Source organism: Solwaraspora sp. WMMD791 (genome assembly GCF_029581195.1).
Taxonomy (GTDB): domain Bacteria; phylum Actinomycetota; class Actinomycetes; order Mycobacteriales; family Micromonosporaceae; genus Micromonospora_E.
In genome coordinates, this window is record NZ_CP120737.1 from 1,959,930 (window position 1) to 1,978,830 (window position 18,901).

An 18,901-nucleotide genomic window follows, 5' to 3' on the forward strand; every position below is an offset into this window, starting at 1 on the left:
ACCCTCCGGGTCAGAGTCCACCGTCGACGTTGATGGTGCTGCCGGAGATCGCACCGGAGCATCGGGCGTCGCCGAGGAAACACACGACCTCGGCGACGTCGATGGCGGTGACGAACCGGCGTAGCGGGATCGCCGCCAGCAGCGCGGCCCGCACCGGGGGTGGCAGGTCGAGACCCCGTTCGGTGACGACGACGCCAGGGGCGACAGTGTTCACCCGGATAGACCGGGGGGCCAGCTCCTTGGCCAGGGCCCGGGTGAAGCCGGCGAGCCCGGCCTTGGCCGCGGTGAACACCACGTGCCCGGGCCGGCCGCGGTCGGCCATCCCGGCACCGACGTTGACCACCGCGCCGCCGTCGGTGAGCAGCCCGAGCAGCGCGCGGGTGACGAGCAGCTGCGCGGTGAGGTTGGTGTGCAGCCCGTCGTGGATCTCCTGCTCACCGCTGGCCGACAAGGGTGCCGGACGGTAGCTGCCGAAGTTGTTCACCAGCAGGTCGACACCGCCCGGCTGATCGCGGACGGCGGCGGTGAGCACGGCGCGCCCGGCCGGGGTGGTCAGGTCGGCGCGGACCGTCCGGCAGCGTCGGGCGTCCCAGCCCGGCGCGCTGGCGAGGCGTTCGGCGGCGGCGTCGTCGCCCTGGTAGACGGCGAGAACGGCGACACCGGCGCTGGCCAACGCCAGGCTGGTGGCGCGCCCGACCCCCCGGGTCCCGCCGGTGACGACCGCCCGGCGGGGGGCGGTCGGCGCCGGGGTCACGGCGTACCGCCGAGCCGCAGGGTCTGCCCGGTGACGCCGGCGGCCCGGTCGCTGGCCAGGAAGAGCACGGCGGCGCTGACCTGGTCGGGCCGGTCGGCGCAGCCCGGACCGGCGACCTGGTTGACCCGCACACCGGCCGGGCCGAACTCGGTGGCGAGGGCACGGGCCAGCCCGGTCAGCCCGGCCTCGGTGACGGCGTCGGGCCCCGGCCCGGCCGGCGGCACCGCGACGAACACCAGGCCGCCACCGCCGGACGCCGCGACCGCGACCTGCCGGCCGACCCGTCGGGCGGTGGCGAGTGCCCGGTCGGACGCCGCGCCGGGGTCGTCGTCGTCCGTCGGGTCGGGTTCGTCGGCGGACGCCGCGTCGGGGTCGTCGGACGGCGGGCCGGTGCGACCGGCGGGCATCTCGACGACGTGGACCAGAAGGTGCGGCCCACGATCGTGGAGTCGACAGTCGGCGACCGCGTCGGCGAGGCCACTGACCGGGTGCGGGTCGACGCCCCGCACCCGGGCACCGGCGGCGGCCAGGCCCGCCGCGACGGCCCTGCCGACGGTGGTCCGCGCTGCGGTGAGCAGCACGACGCGCCCCGACAGCGGACCACCGGTGCCGGCGGTGCCCACGCTCGCCGTTGCCGACCCGGTCACCGCGGTCCGACCGGCAGACCCGGCCCGACCTGCAGGGTCGGTCCAGCGCCCGGCTGCGGTTCGGTGTCGACGTGGCCGAGTTCGGGCCGGGGCGCGAGCGGACAGAGCTGGAAGGTGGCGACCGCCGGGGCGTCGCTGGAGTTCGTGACCCGGTGCGGTACGCCGATCGGGACGAACACCGCCTGCCCGGCGTCTACCGGCACCTCGGTGCCGTCGAGGCGGACGATCACCGACCCGGAGACGACGTACAGGAACTCCTCGGAGTACGGGTGGTAGTGCTCGGAGACGTACTCGCCGGGGGCCAGGGTGACCACACCGAGGAACCCGGCGGTGGCGCCGACGGTCGACGGACCGAGCAGTACCCGCAGGTCGCCGCCGCGGCGGCGGTTCGCCGCGACGTCGGCGGTACCGACCGGCCGGGGCACGACGGGGGGTGACGGTGGACTGGCTGGTCGTTCGACGGCGGACATCGGTGGCCTCCCTGCTGGGCTGGGCACGTCGACGACACGATCGCCTCCCCCGGTCGCGGCCGGCTCCAGCCCGGCTCCACCCGCAGGTCCGCCCACCGGCTTCCAGCCCGCTTCGACCGGTTCACCACCGGCACCGCCGACGATCACGCCGAGGCGCCACCGAGAGAACCCACCGAGGAGCCACCGATGCGTGTGTTGTTCACCACCTGGGCATGGCCGTCGCACTACTTCCCGATGGTGCCGCTGGCCTGGGCGTTGCGGGCCGCCGGTCACGACGTACGGATGACCAGTCAGCCCGAACTGTTGCCGTCGATGGACCGCTCCGGTCTACCCACCAGCGGGGTCGGCCGGGATCTGGACATCGCGGGGGTGTTCCACCGGGCGACCGAACGGATCCGCCTCGACGGCGTACCGGCCGGCCGGCCGGCGAGCCAGCGGGCCCGGACCGACCGGATCACCGATCGGCTCGCCCCCGAGGGCGACCCCGCGCGGCTCAGCCCGGAGTTCCGGCTGCTGCGCGCGCTGGAGGACGAGATGCACGCGGTGTTCCGGGCGATCTGGGTGGAACGGGCGCAGACCGCGCCAGCCCGGACCTCCCTGTACGGCGAGGTCGCCGACCGGATGGTCGACGACCTGCTGGCGCTCGCCCGGTCGTGGCGGCCCGACCTGATCGTGTTCGACCCGCTGACCCACGCCGGCCCGGTCGTCGCCGCGCTGACCGGCGTGCCGGCGGTACGGACCCTGTTCGGCCCGGACGCCACCTACTTCATCAACGTGACCGGCCTGGACCCGCTGCTGGCCCGCTTCGGTCTGGAGTCGGTCGACCTGCTCGGCGCGGCCACCATCGACCCCTGCCCGCCCGGCCTGCAACTGTCCGAGCGGATCGCGCCGGCCCGGCGCATCCGGACCCGCTACATCGCACACAACGGACTGTCCGAGGTGCCGGGCTGGGTGCACCGCCGCCCCGACCGGGCGCGCATCTGCCTGACCTGGGGTACGTCGATCCACCGGCTGCTCGGCGAACGTGGCTTCCTGCCCGGCGAGGTGCTGGCGGGTTGCGCGAAACTCGCCGCCGACCGGGGCGCCGACCTGATGCTGGCGATCACCGCCAACCAGCGGACGATGCTGCCGGCGCTGCCGTCGAACGTCACGGTGGTCGAGTCGGTCCCGTTGGATGCGTTGCTGCCGAGCTGCGACGCGCTGATCCACCAGGGCGGGGCCGGCACCATGCTGACCGCGCTGCGGCACGGCCTGCCGCAGATCGTGCTGCCGCAGATCCTCGACGAGGGCGTCAACGGTTACCTGCTGGCCCAGGCCGGCGCCGGGGTGCTGCGCCGGGCGACCGAGGTGACCGCCGCGCAGTTGCTCACCGACGGCCATCTGCTGCTGGACGACCCGGGGTACCGGCAGGCGGCCCAGCGGCTGCGGGCCGAGATGCTCGCCCAGCCGGCACCGAACGAGATCATCGACGACCTGGTCGCCCTGGCCGGTGCCACCTCGGCCGGTCAGCGTCCGGGCGTCGCCGCCACGCACTGACCACCACGGTGAACCCACGAGGAGCGCGACACATGGCAGCTGACGGCGTACCACCGGGCTCGCAGCCCCACCCCGACACACCCGCCACCGGTGACGTGTCCCGGCGCGGGTTCCTGCGCGGCGCCGGCGCGGTCGGCCTGGGCGCGGCCGCCACCGGCCCACTGGCCGCGGGTCAGGCGCTGACGGCGGGACCGGCCGCCGCCGCCACCGGCACGGCCGGACGGGACCGACCGCCCCGGGCCGGCTACCACTGGCTCGCCGGCGACCACCACGTCCATTCCCAGTTCAGCGTGGACGGGATGTACCGGGTGCGGGACCTGGTCCGGCAGGCCCGTGCGTACGGGTTGGACTGGCTCGTCCTGGCCGACCACGGCCGGGACGTCCACGCCAGCGCGGGTGCGCAACTGGCCGCCGCCGACATCGCCGCCGTGCGCCGCGCGGTCGGCGACATGCTGGTGTTCCAGGGGTTGGAGTGGAACATCCCGGCGGCCGAACACGGCACCGTGTTCGTCCACCCCGGGCCGGACGACCTGGCGGTGCTGCGGGAGTTCGAGTCCCGGTTCGACGCCGACGTGTTGGACGCCACCGGCACGGCGGCACCCGACGAGGAGCTCGCCCTGGCCGGGCTGCGGTTCCTCGGCGAGGCGGTGGACCGCCGGCGGGTACGCGACGCGCTGTTCATCGGCAACCATCCGGCCCGGCGCGGCCTGAACACGCCGCACGAGCTGCGACGCTGGCGCGACACCCGGCCGGACGTGGCCATCGGCTTCGAGGGGGCGCCGGGTCACCAGGCGGCGGGCATCGCCGCGCCGTTCGGCCTGGGCATGGCCCGAGGGCTGTACTACCTGTCGGCGACCGACGAGTCGTTCGCCGGCTACCCCCGGGAAAGCTACCGCACCTGGGGCGGGTTCGACTGGATGGCCGCCACTGTCGGCGGGGTGTGGGACAGCCTGCTCGCCGAGGGCCGGCCATGGTGGATCACGGCGAGCTCGGACGCGCATTCCATCTACGCCGATCCGGCGGTCACCGGGCCGGACAGCGACTTCCACGGCACCGGCCGACACGCCGACCCGGTGTACGGCGGCGCGATCAACCCGTGGACGTTCGACTTCTGGCCCGGCTACTACAGCCGTACCCACGTCGGTGCGGACCGCAGGTCGTACGCGGCGGTGATGGCCGGTCTGCGGGCCGGCCGGATCTGGGTCGACCACGGCGGCCTGATCGACTCCCTCGACGTACGGGCCGTCGCCGACCGGCGGTGGGCCACCCTCGGTGGCACCCTCACCGTCCGCTCCGGCAGCCGGGTCGAGTTGACCATCTCGGTCGATCTGGCGCAGGAGGCGAACTGGGCCCAGTTCGTCCCCCGGTTGGCCCGGGTGGACGTGATCCGGGGTGCGGTGACCGGCCCGGTCGCCGATTTGGACACCCGTACCGCGCCGCAGACCTCGGTGGTGGAGTCGTTCGAGGTCACCGCGACGACCGGCACGGTGACCTTCCGGTACGACCTGGGGCACGTGACCGAGCCATGCTACCTGCGGGTACGCGGCACCGACGGCAACCGCAGCGCACCCGGCTACCTGGGCGCGGCGGTCGACCCCGCCGGCCCGGCGATGGACCTGGAGGGCTCCGCCGATCCGTGGACCGACCTGTGGTTCTACAGCAACCCGATCTGGGTACGCCCGGGGCGGTGAATCCGCCCCGGCACCGTCGATCCGCCCGGCTCTCGGCGCAGGCCGGGCGGGTCGGCTATCGGGGGCCGGCGGCCCGGTCAGCTCGCGGAGGCGGTCGCCCGACCGGCCCGCCACATCGCGGCCCGCTCGATGACCGCGCACGCCTCCCGCAGCACCAGGCCCTCGGCGCGCAGCCGCACGTCCAAGGCGTCCAGGTCCGCAGGGCCGCCGTCGGCCCGTACCGCCCGCCAGACGGCGAGCACCCGGTGCAGGTCGGCCTGCCCGGCCGGGGCGGACACCGGCGCGGCCGGAGCGGACACCGGCGCGGCCGGAGCGGACACCGGCGCGGCCGGAGCGGACACCGGCGCGGCCGGAGCGGACACCGGCGCGGCCGGGGCGGTGCCCGGCCGGACGTGGTCGGCCAGGGCCTGTCGGGCGGCCTCGACCAGTGGCAGGTCGACGGCGGTGCCGACGTCGAGCCGGGTCAGGTCCAGCCCGACCGCCGCCGTGGCGGGCGACGCGACGGCGGCGGCCGCCCGGTCGGCGACCGACCGCCACGCCGCGGTCAGCCCGGCGAGGTCGACATGGGCCACCGGTGCACCGCCGGCGTCGAGCGCCTCGGCCAGGTATCCGGCGACGAACGCGGCGTCGAACAGGTAGCCGTACAGCGCGAACGCGGCACGTAGCTCGTCGGAGCACACCTCCGGGAAGCGGCGGTACCGACGGTAACCGGCCGAGGCGAGCAGCTGGAACTGCGCGAGCATCCCGGTCGGATCGGCCCCGGTGCCGTCACCGCGCCAGACCAGCGCGGCGCCCCGACCGTAGCGCCGGGCCCGTTCGGTGATCTCGTCGACGTGCTCCGGCAACAGGTGCAGACCCGGTGCCGTGTCGGCCAGCCACCGGATCGGCAGCCCGGCGGCCCGTACCGCATGACCGAACGCGACGTCCTCGCCGACCAGCGGCAACTTCTCGTCGAAGCGCAACCAACCGGGCAGCAGGTCACGCCGTACCCCGCAGTTGCCGGTGACGGTGCGGGCCGAGCGGGCGTCGACCGGCGGCGCGTCGAACAGCCGCTGATGGTTGCAGAAGGCGGTCACCGGCCCCCGCTGCGGCACCCGGACCGGGGCGGTCACCACCGGGCAGTCGGTGTCGGCCAGCGCCGCCGCCAGGTCGCGTCCCCAACTCGGCGGATAGCCGGCGCCGTCGTCGCCGAACAGTACGATGTCGTTGCAGGCCGCCGCCAGCCCGGCGTTACGGGCCCGCGCCACGTTGGCCCGTTCCAGGCGCAGCACCCGCACCAGCGACGAGCGGGGCAGGGGCGGCAGCCGCCGCGCGCCGTTGACGACGACCAGCACCTCGGCGTCAGGCCCGGTGGCGGACGCCGCCCGGACCGCACCCTCCACCGAGGACCACAGCGACGCGCGGGTGCCGAGGGTGGGGATGACCACGCTCACCGACATGCGTCCTCCACCGGGGTGCGGCCCCGCATCGGCGCCACCGCGAACGCCGCCATGCCGTCGGCGAACCCGACCGTCGGCGTCCAGCCGAGTTCGGCCATGATGCGCCGGGGGGAGGCGACGATCTCCCGGACGTCGCCCACCCGGTACTCGCCGGTCACCACCGGTGGCGGGCCGCCACCGGCGGCCGCCAGCACCGTCGCCACCTCCAGGATCGTCCGGGGGTCGCCGGAGGCGACGTTGTACGTCCGCAGACCCGCCTCGCTGCGGCGCAGCGCGGCGACGTTGGCCGACACGATGTCGTCGACGTGGACGAAGTCCCGGCGGGGGGCGCCGTCCTCGTAGACCCGGGGTGCGACGCCGGCGACGACCGCGCTGCGGAAGGTGGCCGCCACCCCGGAGTACGGGCTGGCGTAGGGCATGTCGGGGCCGTACACGTTGTGGTAGCGCAACGAGACCGCACTGCCGCCGGTCTGCACCGCCCAGGCGTCGACCAGCAGCTCCTGGGCGAGCTTGGTGACTGCGTACATGTTGCGCGGTGGGTCCGGCACGTCGTCCTCGGTGACCGGTTCGGCCTCGACGACGCCGCCGCACCGCCCGCAGACCGGCGCGAACCGGCCGGCCGCCAGGTCGTGCGGTTCCCGCCCGGCCGGGCGGGTCCGGCCGTGCTCCGGGCAGCGGTACCGGCTGGCGCCGTAGATCACCACGCTGCCGGCGAGGACCAGCCGGCCGATGTCGGCCTCGGCCATCGCCGCCAACAGCGTGGCGGTGCCGAGGTCGTTGCAGCCGACGTGCCGGCGGGCGTCGAGGATCTCCCGACCCCGACCGACCACCGCCGCCTGGTGGCTGACCAGGTCGACGCCGCGCAGCACCGCCTCCACCGTCGCGGGGTCGCGCAGATCGCCGGGGACGAACTCGACGCCGTCGGGCATCGGTGGCGGCGTACCGTCGGGGTGGGCCTCGGGCAGCAGCGCGTCGACGACGCGTACCTCGTGACCGGCGCCGACCAGGGCGGTGACCACTCGCCGGCCGATGAACCCGGCACCTCCGGTGACCAGAATCCGCATCGTCGTCTCCCTTCCGCCCCGGTTCCTCAGCGCGCTCCGGCGGAGGGGGCCGGCCCGGTAACGGCGTCCGGCCCGGCGGCGGCGTCCGGCGCGACCCGGCAGGCGAAGGCCATGAAGTAGTCCTCGACCCGGACCTCGACGACCTCGTGGAACACGTCCCGCAGGATGCGGGTGGCGGCGTCGCTGTGCAGCAGCTGGGTGCGGTACGCCCCGGTGCGCAGCCGACCGCCGCTGGTGCGGATCATCAGCGCCGTACCGAGGAAACCGGCGGTACGCCGCAGATGCGCGACCCGGCCGTATCGCAGCCGCTGGAACTGGTGGAAGTTGTCGACCGTCCACAGGTTGCCGATGAACATCCCGCCGGGGGCGACGAAGCCCCGCAGCCGGGTGAGCACCTGCCGGACGTCGCCGAGGTGGTGGATGGCGTCCAGGCACATCACCAGCTCGGACGTGCCCACGCCGTGGTCGGCCCAGAAGTCGCCCTGGATCAGCTCCAGGTTGTCGTGGTCGACCCGGGCGCGGGCCCGACGCAGTCCTTCGGCCGAGATGTCGACCGCGGTGATCTGGCGGGCCCGGGTCCGTTCGGCGGCCAACCGGGTGAACTCGCCGGTGCCGCAGGCGAACTCCAGCACCCGGCCGGTGTCGGCGGCGTGCCGGCTGATCAGCTCGGCCACGGTCGCCTTCTGCTGCAGGAACGCCTCGCCGAGCACCGGGTGCTGCTCGTGGGTGTCGCGGTCCCAGAACCGGGCGGCCCAGTAGGCACGGCCGTCCGGCGGGATGTTACGGATCACGCTGTTGCCGGTACGGGCCATGAACTCAGCGAGCATCGGTCTGCCTTTCGTCGTCGTGGGAGGCGCGGGGCGGGGGTACGGCGGAGGTGCCGGGGTCCGGCGGCGGTCGGCGGTTCGGGGTGGCCCGCCACATCGCGGTGATCCCGTCGGCCAACGTGGTCCGCGACCGCCAGCCGAGCAGCCGGTGGGCCCGGCCGACGTCGAGGAGCACGTCGCGGCGGTCCACCGGGCGTGGCGGCAGCCGGCGTACCGGCAGGTCCCCGCCGACGACCGCGCGGACCGCGGTCAGCAGGTCGGCCAGCGGGGTGCTGACCCCGGAGCCGACGTTGAGGATCACCGGCGGCACACCGGCGGTGGCGCCCAACCGGGCGGGCAGGCGCAGCATGCAGTCGACGACATCGTCGACGTACACGTAGTCCCGGGTGGTGTCCGGGTCACCGATCAACGTCAGCGGCTCCCCGGCGGCGGCGGCCCGCAGCCAGTACGCCAGCACACCCTGGCTGCGGTCCACCCGCTGCCCCGGGCCGTAGACGTTGGACAATCGCAGGATGACGGTGGGGATGGTGTCGCAGTGGTCGAGCAGCAGCTGTTCCAGCGCGAGCTTCGCCGCGCCGTAGCGGGAGGTGGCCCGGGTCGGCAGATCCTCCCGGTACGGTCCGGGCAGGTCGGGGTCGTAGACGGTGCCGGCGGAGCTGGTCAGCACGACCATCGGTGGGTCCGGGGTCCGGGCCAGCATCCGCACCAGCGCGGCGAACCGGGCGTGGTCGGCGGTGACCAGCTCCGGGTGCTGCTCCGCCAGCGCCGGGGTGACGCTGGTGGCCAGGTAGAAGATGACCGCCGGGCCGCCGGTGGCCGCCTGCTGGTGCAGCCCGCGCTGGCGGGTGTAGCCGTGCACCACGGTGCCCCGCGCGATCAGTGAGCCACTGAGTCGCCGGCCGATGAAGCCGTCCGAGCCGACCACCGCGACGGCGGGCGCGGACGTGTCCGGTCGGGCGGCGCGCACCGGCGCCACGGTGTCCATCGTCGCCGCCCCTACCCGTACGAGGCCGCGACGCGGTAGACCCCGAACGGCGGACTCATCCGGGTGTCCTGGTACGGCCGCAGCGGTGCGGTGATCCGCCGGTGCGCCGGGCCCTGCTCCCAGGCGTGGAAGGCCGCCATGCTGGCCCACTCGCTGAGCACCACCATCGACCCCGGCGGGTCGACCAGTTCCAGCAGGGCGTTGCGGACCAGTCCCGGAGTGCCGTCGAGTTCCCGGCTCACCTCGTGGTAGGCGTCGACGACGCTGGCCGGTCCGTCCGGCGGGGCCACGGCGAACAGCAGTACGCAGACCCGTGGGCCGCTCACCGGTCGGCTCCGTCGGCGGGGCGGACGGCGACCACGGTCATCGTCGACATCGACCCGGACTCGCGGTACGGGTGCAGCCGGGCCCGGTGTTCCTGGTGCCGCTCGCTGCGCTCGTAGTCGCGGAAGCTGGCCTCGTCGGTCCAGTCGCTGACGATGTAGTACACGCCGGGCTCGGTGTCGCTGCGGCTCAGCGACTGGCCGAGCTGGGCGGCCTCCGCGGCGATGGTGGCCGCCCCGGAGCGCCAGGCCCGGACGAACTGGTCGTCCTGCCCGGCCTTGACCTGCATCCGCAGCAGCACCCGGTACGCGGTGGCCGGCTCCGGCTGGTGGGTCTGCGGTGCCTCGGGTGCCTGGGGTGCGGCCATGTCAGATCCCCCCGTCGACGTCGACGGTGGCGCCGGTCAGGTAGCCGGCCGCCTCGCTGGCGAGGAAGCAGACCACGGCGGCGACCTCCTGCGGGGTGCCGAGGCGACGCAGCGCGGTCAGCTGCTCGTAGCGGGCCAGCACCTCGGCAGGCAGCTCCTTCTCGGTGGCGATCACGCCGGGCGCCACCAGGTTGACCCGGATGCCCCGGGGCCCGAGTTCCTTGGCCAACGACCGGGTGAGCCCGATCAGGCCGGCCTTCGCGGCGGTGTAGTGGGCGCGCAGCGGGATGCCGACGGTGGCGACCCGGGAGCCGACGTTGACGATCGACGCCCCGGCACCGAGCAGCGGCAGGACCTCCCGGACGACCAGGAACGCGCCGGTGAGGTTGGTGTCCAGCACCCGCCGCCACTCGTCGACGGCCAACTGGTCGATCGGCTGGTGGCTGATCACGCCGGCGTTGTTGACCACGACGTCGAGCCGGCCGTACCGCAGCCGGCACTCGTCGGCCAGCGCGCTGAGCTGTCCGGGGTCGCCGATGTCGGCGCGGACCAGGTGGTGGTCGCCGGGGATCTCCTTGAGCGTACGGGCGAGGTCGTCGACGTGCGGGCCGTCGGCGCGGTAGCAGGCCACGACGTCGGCACCGGCGTGGGCCAGGGCCGTGACGATGCCCCGGCCGATGCCCCGGGTGCCCCCGGTGACCAGGGCCGCCCGGCCGGACAGTGAGGTGGGCATGGATGCCTCCTACGGGACGAGTTCGGGATCGGTCGGTGTCACCTGGGTCAGGTCAGCAGCCCGGTGGCGGCGACGTTCGCGATGAACGCGAGCACGGCCATGGCGGTACGGATCCGGTTCCAGCGCTGCCAGCGCAGGCGGGGGTCGAGCCGGGCCCAGTCGTCGGGTTGCCGGCCGGGGTCGAGCCGACTGACGTACCGGTTGACCGGGACGTTCTTGGCGATCGAGATGGCCATCACGGTGGCCAGGAGCGCGGCGGCGACGACCAGGACCGTGCGCGCCGACGCGGTGGGCGCGGCGATCGCGGCGACCACCGCCAGCGCAAGGGCCGTACCGTTGAGGATCGGCATCAGCGGGTCGTAGCGCGGCCAGAGGAACTGGACGGTCTGGACGTAGCCCCGGTACGGCTGGGCGACCATCATCGGCACGATGCCGACCACGGTGGAGACCATGATCCCGGCGGCCACCCCGTTGCAGACAGCGGCGAGTCCGGCGGCGGTCTGCGCCAGGGCGCTCACGGCGCCCGCTCCGGTGCCGGCTCCGGCGACGGCGACGCTGCCCGCGACGGCGACGCTGCCCGCTCCGGCGACGGCCCGCCGCTTTCCAGGATCTGCTTGATCCGGGCCAGCTGAATCGGGGAGTTGCGGTTGATCCGGTCGGTCATCGCGGCGTCGTCGACCGGGGCGTCCGGGCGCATGTGGAACTCCTGCAGCCAGCGCAGTTCGACCTCGTCGCCGACCTGGCGGTACTCCCACCGCAGCCGCATGTACTCGAACGGGCCGGGTTCGACCCGCCGGGCGGTCACCACCCGGTTGACCGGGTCGAGTTCCCGCTCGGAGACCCAGCTCCAGCTGCGCCCGTCCTCGGGGTGGGTGGTGAGCCGGAACCGTACGTAGTTCGGCGCGGTGTGCAGGATCTCGGCGGCGGCGTACTCGCTGAACAGTTGTGGCCAGCCGGCGACGTCGTTGGTGACCGACCAGACCAGCTCCATCGGCGCGGCGATCCTGATCGCGTTGTCGGTGTGCCCGCTCATGCCGCGCTCACCGGCGGGTTGGCAAGGATCTCGTTGATCTGGGCGACCGTCTGCGCCGGGGTGGCGGTGACCGCGACGGCGGCCTCCGGCACCTCGACGCCGAGCGTCTGGCGGACCCGGACGCTGACCTCCAACAGCGCCAGCGAGTCGTAGCCGAGATCGGCGTAACTGGTGTCGGCGGCGGCCGGGCCGGGTCCGGTGGCCTCCCCCGCCACCTCGCCCAGCAGCGCGCCAAGATCATCCACTGTGAACGTGGGCATCTGGTCGTCCCTTCCGTCTGCCCTCCGCCGGCCGGCGGAGGGTCGTCACACCGCCCTGACCACCAGCGCGGCGTTGAACCCGCCGTAGCCACGGGCCAGTACCACCGCCACCCGCACCCGGGCCGGGCGGGGCACCTCCAGAACCAGGTCGACGGGGCAGTCCGGGGCGGCCGCGTCGATCCCCACCGCCGGCGGCAGGACCGAGTCCCGGATGGCCAGCACCGCCGCCACCACGTCGAGGGCGGCCCCGCCGGCGTACATCCGGCCGGTCATCGTCTTCGGCACCGCCACCGGCACCCGGCCGGGCCCGAACACGGCGGCGATCGCCGCAGCCTCCTGCCGGTCGGCGTCGCGGACCCCGGCGCCGTCGGCGAAGACCACGTCGACATCGGCCGGTCGCTGCCCGGCGTCGGCCAGCGCCGCTTCGATCGCCCGGCGCAGGCCCGGCTCGCCGGTGCCGGGCCGGGGGTCGAAGGTGGCGGCGCAGCCGGCGATCTCGGCGTACCCACGGGCACCGCGCGAGCGCGCCGAGTCCTCCCGTTCGACCAGCAGGATCGCCCCGCCTTCGCCGGGCACGTAGCCGGCCGCGTCGGCGGCGAACGGCAGGTAGCTGCGGTGCGGGTCGTCGCCGGTGGCCAGCCGGCCGCTGGCCAGCTGGCAGACGATGGCGTACGGCGACAGCGGTGCCTCGGCGCCGCCGGAGACCACCAGTCGGCTGCCGGCGCGCAGCAGCCGCCGGGCGTCGGCGAGGGCGTCCAGTCCGGCGGCCTGTTCGCTGACCAGCACCCCGCACGGGCCCCGGGCGCCGTAGCGGATGGAGAGCTGCCCGGTCGTCGCCGCGTAGAACCAGGCGATCGACTGGTACGCGCCGACGAACTGCGGCCCCTGCGACCAGAGCCGGGCGATCTCCCGCTGGCCGAACTCGTTGCCGCCGGACGAGCTGCCGGTGACCACGCCGAACTCGTACTCGGGCAGGGTCGTCGGGTCGATGCCGGCGTCGGCGAACGCCTCGGTCGCGGCGGCCAGCCCGAACGCGGTCCACCGGTCGGTCTGCGCGGTCAGCCGGGGCGGCAGGTGCGCGCCGGCGACGAAGTCCTCGGCGACGCCGCCGACCCGTAGCGGGTAGGTGGCACCTACCGACGGCAGCGGCCGGATGCCGCTCTTGCCGGCCAGGGTCGCCGACCAGTACGCCGGCACCCCGGTGCCGTTGGGGGCGACGACGCCGATCCCGGTCACCAGTGCCCGGCCGCCGGGGGTGCCGGGCGTCGGGGCGGTCACCGGTGCACCGCCGTCCGGTCGAGCACCACGGCGGTCTGGAATCCGCCGAATCCGCTGCCGACGCTGAGCACCGCGTCGAGGTGGACGTCGCGTGCGGTGACCGGCACGTAGTCCAGGTCGCAGTCCGGGTCAGGCTCGGTCAGGTTGGCCGTCGGCGGCACCACCTGGTGGCGCAGGGCCAGGGCACAGGCCGCGACCTCGATCGAGCCGATCGCGCCGAGCGAGTGACCCACCATCGACTTGATGGAGCTGACCGGCACCTGGTACGCCCACTGGCCGAGACTGCGTTTGAAGGCCGCCGTCTCGTGTACGTCGTTCTGCCGCGTACCGGAGCCGTGGGCGTTGACGTAGTCGATGTCGGTCGGGTCGAGCCGGGCCCCGGCCAGCGCGACGCGGATCGCGTCGGCCATCTCCCGGCCGTCGGGGCGCAGACCGGTCATGTGGTACGCGTTGGCCCGGCGGGCGAACCCGGCGACCCGGCAGTAGCCGGCGGCACCGCGTCGGCGGGCGTGGCCGGCCTCCTCGATGACGAACACGGCCGCCCCTTCACCGAGGACGAACCCGTCGCGTCGCCGGTCGAAGGGGCGGCTGGCGTGCCCGGGATCGGCGTTGTTGGCCGAGGTGGCCCGGATGGTGTCGAAGCAGGCCACGGTGATCGGTGAGATCGGTGCGTCGGACGCACCGGCCACCACCACGTCGGCGCTGCCCTCGACGATCAGCGCGGCGGCGTGCCCGACGGCGTCCAGACCGGAGGTGCAGCCGGTGGAAATCAGCGAGACCGGCCCCTGCGCGCCGCACTGCCAGGCGACCTCGGCGGCGATGGAGCTGGGAACGAGGTAGTCGTAGAGGTCCGCGCCGGCCGCCGTGTGGTCGACCAGCCAGTCCCGGCCGTGGTTGCTGACCGCCTTGTACTGCTCCTCCAGCCGGATCGTGCAGCCGACCGCCCCGCCGATGACGGTGCCGAGGCGGTACGGGTCGGTGGCGGCGAAGTCGAGTCCACTGTCGCGCATCGCCTCGGCCGCCGCGACCAGCGCGAACTGGGTGGTGCGGTCCAGCCGCCGGGCCTGTTCGGGGCTCAGCCCGGCGGCGACCGGGTCGAAGTCGCACTCGGCGGCGATGCGGGACCGGAATCCCTGCGGGTCGAACAGGGTGATCGGGCCGGTGGCGCTGCGGCCGGCGGTGAGCAGATCCCAGAAGGCCGGTACGCCGACGCCGCCCGGTGCCACCACCCCGATCCCGGTTACGACCGCGGTCCGCGGCGTGTCGCCGGCCACCGCTGCGGTCCGGGCCGCGTCGCCGGTCACCGCCGCCACCGGTAGAACTCGGTGGCCATCGCGTCCGCCGGGCCGCGCCAGCCCGGGTCGTACGCGCTGATGTGCGCCGCCAACCGGTCGCTGACCTCGGTGAACAGTGGATGGTCGCGGTGCCGGGCCAGCCCTGGACCCAGGTCCTGATCGGAGTCGATCAGGTGGAAGTACAGGTCGTGGAAGGTGAACAGGCTGCGCGAGCGGACCCCGAGCAGGTGCGGCAGTTCGGTGCGGTCCGACTCGCCGAACACCTCGGCGACCCGGTCGGCGTGCCCCGGCTGCAGCCGCGCGACGATCAAGGTCCGGTGCATGGTCCCTCCGTCTCCCACCGGTGATTGCTGCGGGCCATCGTCGGGCGGCCCGGTCCAGCGGCGCTGAAGAACCGATCGACCGACGCGGAGAGCGACCGGTACGCGAATCGACCGGCACCGGGGTCACCGAGGTCGTCGAGCCGGAATGGACTCAGGGTCGAGCCCGACCGGGCAGGCTCTGCTCCCGATCCGCCCAGGCCGCAGCAGGCAAGGAGATGCCGATGTCCGGCGGTTGCCCGCACTACCCGTTCCCGTGGCCGTCGCAGACCGACCAGCCGCAGGAGTTCGCCGACCTGCACCGTCAGCCGGTGCTGCCGGTCCGGCTGCCCAGCGGCGACCGGGCGTTGCTCGTCACCGGCTACCACGAGGTACGGGCGCTGCTGGTCGACCCGAGGATCAGCAAGAACCGGCAACGGCCCGACATGGCCCGGATGACCCCACCGGCCGACGGACCGCCGAAGCACTTCGGCCGTCAGGTGCAGATGGACCCGCCCGGCCACACCCGGATGCGCCGGCTGATCGCCAAGGCGTTCAGCGGCGCCCAGATGGCCCGGCTACGGCCCCGGATCGCGCAGCGGGTCGACGACCTGCTCGACGCCATGACCGGCGGGCAACGCCCGGTCGACCTGGGTACGGCGTTCGCCCACCCGTTGAGCCTGCACGTGATCTGTGACCTGCTCGGCGTACCGGAGGGTGACCGGGCGGCGCTGGCCGGCATGCACGCCCCGCCGTGGGACTACCTCGGCGAACTGATCGAACGTCGTCGCAGCGACCCCGACGACGGGCTGATCAGCGCCCTGATCGAGGTCAGCGACGCCGACGACGGCCGGCTCGACCCCACCGAGCTGCACTGGTGGTGCACGGTGCTGCTGCTGGCCGGCTACGAGACCACCGCCCACCAGCTGCTCTCGGCGGTGGTGCTGCTGCTGGAGCATCCCGACCAGCTGGCGACGCTGCGCGCCGATCCGACCGCGATGCCGACGGCCGTGGAGGAGCTGCTGCGCCACCAGGTGGTCGGCACCTCGCTGTCGATGCTGCGCTACGTCACCGACGACATCGACCTCGGCGGTACGACGCTGCCGAAGGGGTCCAGTGTGGTGCCTTCCCTGGAGTGCGCCAACCACGACCCGGCCGTCTTCACCGACCCGCTCACGTTGGACCTGCGCCGCGCCGGCCCGGCCCAGCTGACGTTCAGCTTCGGCCGGCACTTCTGCGTCGGCGCGTCGCTGGCCCGGGTGGAGCTGGAACTCGGCCTGGCCGGGCTGCTGACCCGGCTGCCCACGCTGCGCCTGGCGGTGCCGGTGGACCGGCTGCGCCGCCGCGATGACCCGTTCACCCAGGGGTTCACCGCCGTACCGGTGACCTGGTGAACCACCGGCGGCCCGGCACCGCCGGCGCCACCCGGACCGTCGACGACTTCGAGGAGAGGCCACCCATGCCGGACATCCCCGACGGCTGCCCGTACCCGTTCCCGCGCCCGTCGGCGCTGGGCGTGCCCGAGGCGTTGGCCGACGCCCGCCGCCGGCCGGCGGTGCCGGTCACCCTGCCCAGCGGGGATCCGGCGACGCTGGTGACCCGCTACCGCGACGTGCGGGCGCTGCTGGTCGACCCCCGGCTCAGCCGCAACCTGAACCGGCCGGACGCCGCCCGGATCAGCCGGCACAACCGGATGTTCCAGGACGACCGGATCGACCCCGACCCGCCGGAGCACACCCGGGTACGGCGGCTGGTGACGAAGGCCTTCACCCCGGCCCGGGTCGCCGACCTGGAACCGTTCATCCACCGCGTGGTCGACGAGCTGCTCGACGCGATGGCCGCCCGGAGCGGCCCGGTGGACCTCAACGAGGCATTCGCCTTTCCGCTGCCGATCCGGGTCATCTGCCACCTGCTGGGGGTGCCGGAGCAGGACATGGCCCGGTTCCGGGGCTGGACCGACGCGTTCCTGTCGGTCAGCGGGATGACCGGCCCGCAGATCGGCGCGGCGATGCGCGAACTGACCGACTACATGGACGAACTGATCGCCGCCAAGCGGCGCACACCGGGCACCGACCTGATCAGCGCGATGATCCGGGTCCGCGACGAGGTCGACGGCGCGTTGACCGAGTACGAGCTGCGCTGGTGGTGCCGGCTGCTGCTGCTGGTCGGCTACGAGACCACCGCCACCCAGCTCGGTGGCGGCGTCGCGATGCTGCTGAGCCACCCGGACCAGCTGGCGAAGCTGCGTGCCGACCCGACGCTGCTGCCGGGCGCGGTGGAGGAACTGCTGCGCTGGAAACTGGTCGGCTCGTCGGTGTCGATGCTGCGCTACGCCACCGCCGACATCGACCTCGACGGGTTCACCATCCCGGCCGGCACCAGCGTCGTCCCGGCGGCGGACTCGGCCAACCAGGACGAGTCGGTCTTCGCCGATCCGGGCACGTTCGACATCACCCGACGCAACGCCGGTGAGCACCTGACGTTCAGCCTCGGGGTGCACCACTGCATCGGCGCCGGGCTGGCCCGTACGCAGCTGCGGATCGCCACCGGGGCGCTGTTCGACCGCTTCGGCGGGCTGCGGCTCGCGGTGCCCGTCGACGAGCTCGCCCGCCAGCCGGGTGCCCTGCTGGAAGGTTTCGTCGCGATCCCGGTGACCTGGTGAGCGGCCGCCACCTCCCGGACCGGCCGCTGCGGGTCCTGATGACCTCGTGGGCCTGGTCCTCGCACTACCTGCCGTTGGTGCCGCTGGGCTGGGCGCTGCGGGCCGCCGGGCACGACGTACGGGTGGCCAGCCAGCCGGCGCTCGCGCCGGTGATCACCGACTCGGGCCAGGTCGCGGTCGCCGTCGGCCCGGACCTGGACCACACCGAGGTGCACCGGCGGGTGATGGCCGGGCTGACCCTGACCGGGGTGCCGGCGGCACCGGCGGCCGGTGAGTCGATGCGCCACTGGGCGCCGGCCCGGCAGGACCGGGTCCGCCGGGTGTTCGGCGTGTTCAACGCGTACGCCGAGGCGATGCTCGACGACCTGCTCGCGTACGCCCGGTGGTGGCGGCCGGACCTGGTCGTCTTCGACCCCACCACGTACGCAGGTCCGGTGGTCGCGGCGGCGCTGGGGGTGCCGGCGGTCCGGCACATCCACGGGGTCGACGTCACCTACCAGGCGCGGGAGGTGATCGGCGGGTACGTCGCCGCACTGGCCGACCGGCTCGGTCTGGTCGACGTCGACCCGCTCGGTGCGGTGACCGTCGACCCCTGCCCGCCCCGGATGCAGATCCCGGATCCGCTGCGCCGGCTGCCGGTGCGCTACCTGCCGTACAACGGCCCGGCGGTGCTGCCGGACTGGCTGCACGCACCGGCCAGGCGGCCCCGGATCTGCCTGACCTGGGGAACCTCCACCACCCGGTTGACCGGCCCGGACGCGGTCACCCTGCCGACCGTGCTGGCGGCGGCCGCCGGGCTGGACGTCGAGGTCGTGGTGGCGGTGACCCGCCGCGACGCCGAGGCGCTCGGCGACGTCGCCGACAACGTACGGGTGGCACCCGACCTGCCGCTGCATCTGGTGCTGCCGAGCTGTGCGGCGCTGGTGCACCAGGGCGGCAACGGCACCCTGCTCACCGGGGTCTGGCACGGGGTGCCGCAGCTGGTCCTGCCCCGCCTGCCGGACCAGCGGTTCCACACCGACCGGTTCGTCGCCACCGGGGCCGGGCTGGCCCTGCCGGCGGACGCGGTCACCGTCGCGGCGGTCCGGTCCGCGCTGGTCGAGCTGCTCGACGGTACGGCGTACCGGACGCGGGCCGGGCAGCTGCGCGACGACTCGTGGGCCATGCCGACGCCGGCCACGATCGTCGCCGACCTCGTCGCGCTCGCCACCGCGACGCCTGTCCACAGTTGACCGAG

20 protein-coding genes and 1 pseudogene are annotated in these 18,901 nt (G+C 74.3%); 5 read left to right on the forward strand and 16 right to left on the reverse strand.

Going from position 1 to position 18,901, the window contains the following annotated elements; genetic code table 11:
• Positions 1-10 precede the first annotated feature (10 nt).
• Genes O7623_RS08515 through O7623_RS08525 form a run of 3 tightly spaced genes read right to left on the reverse strand, consistent with a single transcriptional unit; the run spans position 11 to position 1,871 of the window.
• Positions 11-754 (reverse strand): SDR family oxidoreductase, encoded by a 744-nt coding sequence (locus O7623_RS08515; RefSeq protein ID WP_282228058.1) that lies wholly within the window; start codon positions 752-754, stop codon positions 11-13.
• Positions 751-1,401, reverse strand: coding sequence for a Rossmann fold domain-containing protein (locus O7623_RS08520; protein ID WP_282228059.1), 651 nt, complete (start codon positions 1,399-1,401; stop codon positions 751-753). The genes O7623_RS08515 and O7623_RS08520 overlap by 4 nt, the downstream gene beginning before the upstream one ends.
• Positions 1,398-1,871 (reverse strand): cupin domain-containing protein, encoded by a 474-nt coding sequence (locus tag O7623_RS08525; RefSeq protein WP_282228060.1) that lies wholly within the window; start codon positions 1,869-1,871, stop codon positions 1,398-1,400. The genes O7623_RS08520 and O7623_RS08525 overlap by 4 nt, the downstream gene beginning before the upstream one ends.
• Positions 1,872-2,057: 186 nt before the next feature.
• Between O7623_RS08525 and O7623_RS08530 the strand changes: the two genes are divergently transcribed.
• Positions 2,058-3,407 carry a nucleotide disphospho-sugar-binding domain-containing protein gene (locus tag O7623_RS08530; protein ID WP_282228061.1) on the forward strand — a complete coding sequence of 450 codons (1,350 nt, stop codon included), beginning with the start codon at positions 2,058-2,060 and terminating at the stop codon, positions 3,405-3,407.
• A 32-nt stretch (positions 3,408-3,439) separates the two neighbouring features.
• A complete protein-coding gene (locus O7623_RS08535; protein ID WP_282228062.1) occupies positions 3,440-5,098 on the forward strand; it encodes a PHP domain-containing protein in 1,659 nt (552 codons plus the stop codon).
• Positions 5,099-5,175: 77 nt separating this feature from the next.
• Here the strand turns inward: O7623_RS08535 and O7623_RS08540 are convergent, their stop codons facing one another.
• From O7623_RS08540 to O7623_RS08600, 13 genes and pseudogenes are all read right to left on the reverse strand, one after another.
• Positions 5,176-6,537 (reverse strand): glycosyltransferase, encoded by a 1,362-nt coding sequence (locus O7623_RS08540; protein WP_282228063.1) that lies wholly within the window; start codon positions 6,535-6,537, stop codon positions 5,176-5,178.
• A complete protein-coding gene (locus O7623_RS08545; RefSeq protein WP_282228064.1) occupies positions 6,528-7,601 on the reverse strand; it encodes an NAD-dependent epimerase/dehydratase family protein in 1,074 nt (357 codons plus the stop codon). The genes O7623_RS08540 and O7623_RS08545 overlap by 10 nt, the downstream gene beginning before the upstream one ends.
• A 26-nt stretch (positions 7,602-7,627) precedes the next feature.
• Complete coding sequence (locus O7623_RS08550) at positions 7,628-8,428, reverse strand: class I SAM-dependent methyltransferase (protein WP_282228065.1); 801 nt, start codon at positions 8,426-8,428, stop codon at positions 7,628-7,630.
• The gene (locus tag O7623_RS08555) at positions 8,418-9,413 is read right to left on the reverse strand and encodes an NAD-dependent epimerase/dehydratase family protein (protein ID WP_282228066.1); all 996 of its coding nucleotides are present in this window, start codon (positions 9,411-9,413) and stop codon (positions 8,418-8,420) included. The genes O7623_RS08550 and O7623_RS08555 overlap by 11 nt, the downstream gene beginning before the upstream one ends.
• An 11-nt stretch (positions 9,414-9,424) precedes the next feature.
• Positions 9,425-9,739 (reverse strand): antibiotic biosynthesis monooxygenase family protein, encoded by a 315-nt coding sequence (locus O7623_RS08560; protein ID WP_282228067.1) that lies wholly within the window; start codon positions 9,737-9,739, stop codon positions 9,425-9,427.
• Positions 9,736-10,104 carry an antibiotic biosynthesis monooxygenase family protein gene (locus tag O7623_RS08565; protein ID WP_282228068.1) on the reverse strand — a complete coding sequence of 123 codons (369 nt, stop codon included), beginning with the start codon at positions 10,102-10,104 and terminating at the stop codon, positions 9,736-9,738. Before O7623_RS08565 ends, O7623_RS08560 begins: the two co-directional genes overlap by 4 nt.
• Before the next feature lies 1 nt (position 10,105).
• On the reverse strand, positions 10,106-10,837 hold the full coding sequence (locus tag O7623_RS08570) for an SDR family NAD(P)-dependent oxidoreductase (protein WP_282228069.1): 732 nt from the start codon (positions 10,835-10,837) through the stop codon (positions 10,106-10,108).
• A 47-nt stretch (positions 10,838-10,884) separates the two neighbouring features.
• Positions 10,885-11,355 (reverse strand): DUF1772 domain-containing protein, encoded by a 471-nt coding sequence (locus O7623_RS08575; RefSeq protein WP_282228070.1) that lies wholly within the window; start codon positions 11,353-11,355, stop codon positions 10,885-10,887.
• A pseudogene (locus O7623_RS08580) lies at positions 11,352-11,867 on the reverse strand (SRPBCC family protein); the annotation flags it as partial. The pseudogene O7623_RS08580 and the gene O7623_RS08575, both read right to left, overlap by 4 nt.
• Positions 11,867-12,130, reverse strand: a complete 264-nt coding sequence (locus O7623_RS08585; protein WP_282228072.1) for an acyl carrier protein — start codon at positions 12,128-12,130, stop codon at positions 11,867-11,869. The gene O7623_RS08585 and the pseudogene O7623_RS08580, both read right to left, overlap by 1 nt.
• Positions 12,131-12,175: 45 nt before the next feature.
• Entirely contained in the window at positions 12,176-13,408 is a 1,233-nt protein-coding gene (locus O7623_RS08590) for a ketosynthase chain-length factor (protein WP_282228073.1), read from the reverse strand.
• Positions 13,405-14,712, reverse strand: coding sequence for a beta-ketoacyl-[acyl-carrier-protein] synthase family protein (locus O7623_RS08595; RefSeq protein WP_282228074.1), 1,308 nt, complete (start codon positions 14,710-14,712; stop codon positions 13,405-13,407). Before O7623_RS08595 ends, O7623_RS08590 begins: the two co-directional genes overlap by 4 nt.
• Positions 14,709-15,026, reverse strand: coding sequence for a TcmI family type II polyketide cyclase (locus tag O7623_RS08600; RefSeq protein WP_282228075.1), 318 nt, complete (start codon positions 15,024-15,026; stop codon positions 14,709-14,711). Before O7623_RS08600 ends, O7623_RS08595 begins: the two co-directional genes overlap by 4 nt.
• 221 nt (positions 15,027-15,247) lie before the next feature.
• Here O7623_RS08600 and O7623_RS08605 point away from each other — a divergent pair, with 221 nt between their 5' ends.
• From O7623_RS08605 to O7623_RS08615, 3 genes are read left to right on the forward strand one after another with little or no spacing between them, the layout of a single operon-like run.
• On the forward strand, positions 15,248-16,396 hold the full coding sequence (locus tag O7623_RS08605) for a cytochrome P450 (protein ID WP_282228076.1): 1,149 nt from the start codon (positions 15,248-15,250) through the stop codon (positions 16,394-16,396).
• The gene (locus O7623_RS08610; protein WP_282228077.1) at positions 16,393-17,664 is read left to right on the forward strand and encodes a cytochrome P450; all 1,272 of its coding nucleotides are present in this window, start codon (positions 16,393-16,395) and stop codon (positions 17,662-17,664) included. The genes O7623_RS08605 and O7623_RS08610 overlap by 4 nt, the downstream gene beginning before the upstream one ends.
• On the forward strand, positions 17,661-18,896 hold the full coding sequence (locus tag O7623_RS08615; RefSeq protein ID WP_282228078.1) for a nucleotide disphospho-sugar-binding domain-containing protein: 1,236 nt from the start codon (positions 17,661-17,663) through the stop codon (positions 18,894-18,896). Before O7623_RS08610 ends, O7623_RS08615 begins: the two co-directional genes overlap by 4 nt.
• The last annotated feature ends 5 nt before the right edge of the window (positions 18,897-18,901 follow it).

Bases quoted from the DNA above. Each gene is read 5' to 3' on its own strand.
- O7623_RS08525 (WP_282228060.1), bottom strand. From the start codon at position 1,871: ATGTCCGCCGTCGAACGACCAGCCAGTCCACCGTCACCCCCCGTCGTG.
- O7623_RS08530 (WP_282228061.1), top strand. From the start codon at position 2,058: ATGCGTGTGTTGTTCACCACCTGGGCATGGCCGTCGCACTACTTCCCG.
- O7623_RS08535 (WP_282228062.1), top strand. From the start codon at position 3,440: ATGGCAGCTGACGGCGTACCACCGGGCTCGCAGCCCCACCCCGACACA.
- O7623_RS08540 (WP_282228063.1), bottom strand. From the start codon at position 6,537: ATGTCGGTGAGCGTGGTCATCCCCACCCTCGGCACCCGCGCGTCGCTG.
- O7623_RS08545 (WP_282228064.1), bottom strand. From the start codon at position 7,601: ATGCGGATTCTGGTCACCGGAGGTGCCGGGTTCATCGGCCGGCGAGTG.
- O7623_RS08550 (WP_282228065.1), bottom strand. From the start codon at position 8,428: ATGCTCGCTGAGTTCATGGCCCGTACCGGCAACAGCGTGATCCGTAAC.
- O7623_RS08555 (WP_282228066.1), bottom strand. From the start codon at position 9,413: ATGGACACCGTGGCGCCGGTGCGCGCCGCCCGACCGGACACGTCCGCG.
- O7623_RS08565 (WP_282228068.1), bottom strand. From the start codon at position 10,104: ATGGCCGCACCCCAGGCACCCGAGGCACCGCAGACCCACCAGCCGGAG.
- O7623_RS08570 (WP_282228069.1), bottom strand. From the start codon at position 10,837: ATGCCCACCTCACTGTCCGGCCGGGCGGCCCTGGTCACCGGGGGCACC.
- O7623_RS08585 (WP_282228072.1), bottom strand. From the start codon at position 12,130: ATGCCCACGTTCACAGTGGATGATCTTGGCGCGCTGCTGGGCGAGGTG.
- O7623_RS08600 (WP_282228075.1), bottom strand. From the start codon at position 15,026: ATGCACCGGACCTTGATCGTCGCGCGGCTGCAGCCGGGGCACGCCGAC.
- O7623_RS08605 (WP_282228076.1), top strand. From the start codon at position 15,248: ATGTCCGGCGGTTGCCCGCACTACCCGTTCCCGTGGCCGTCGCAGACC.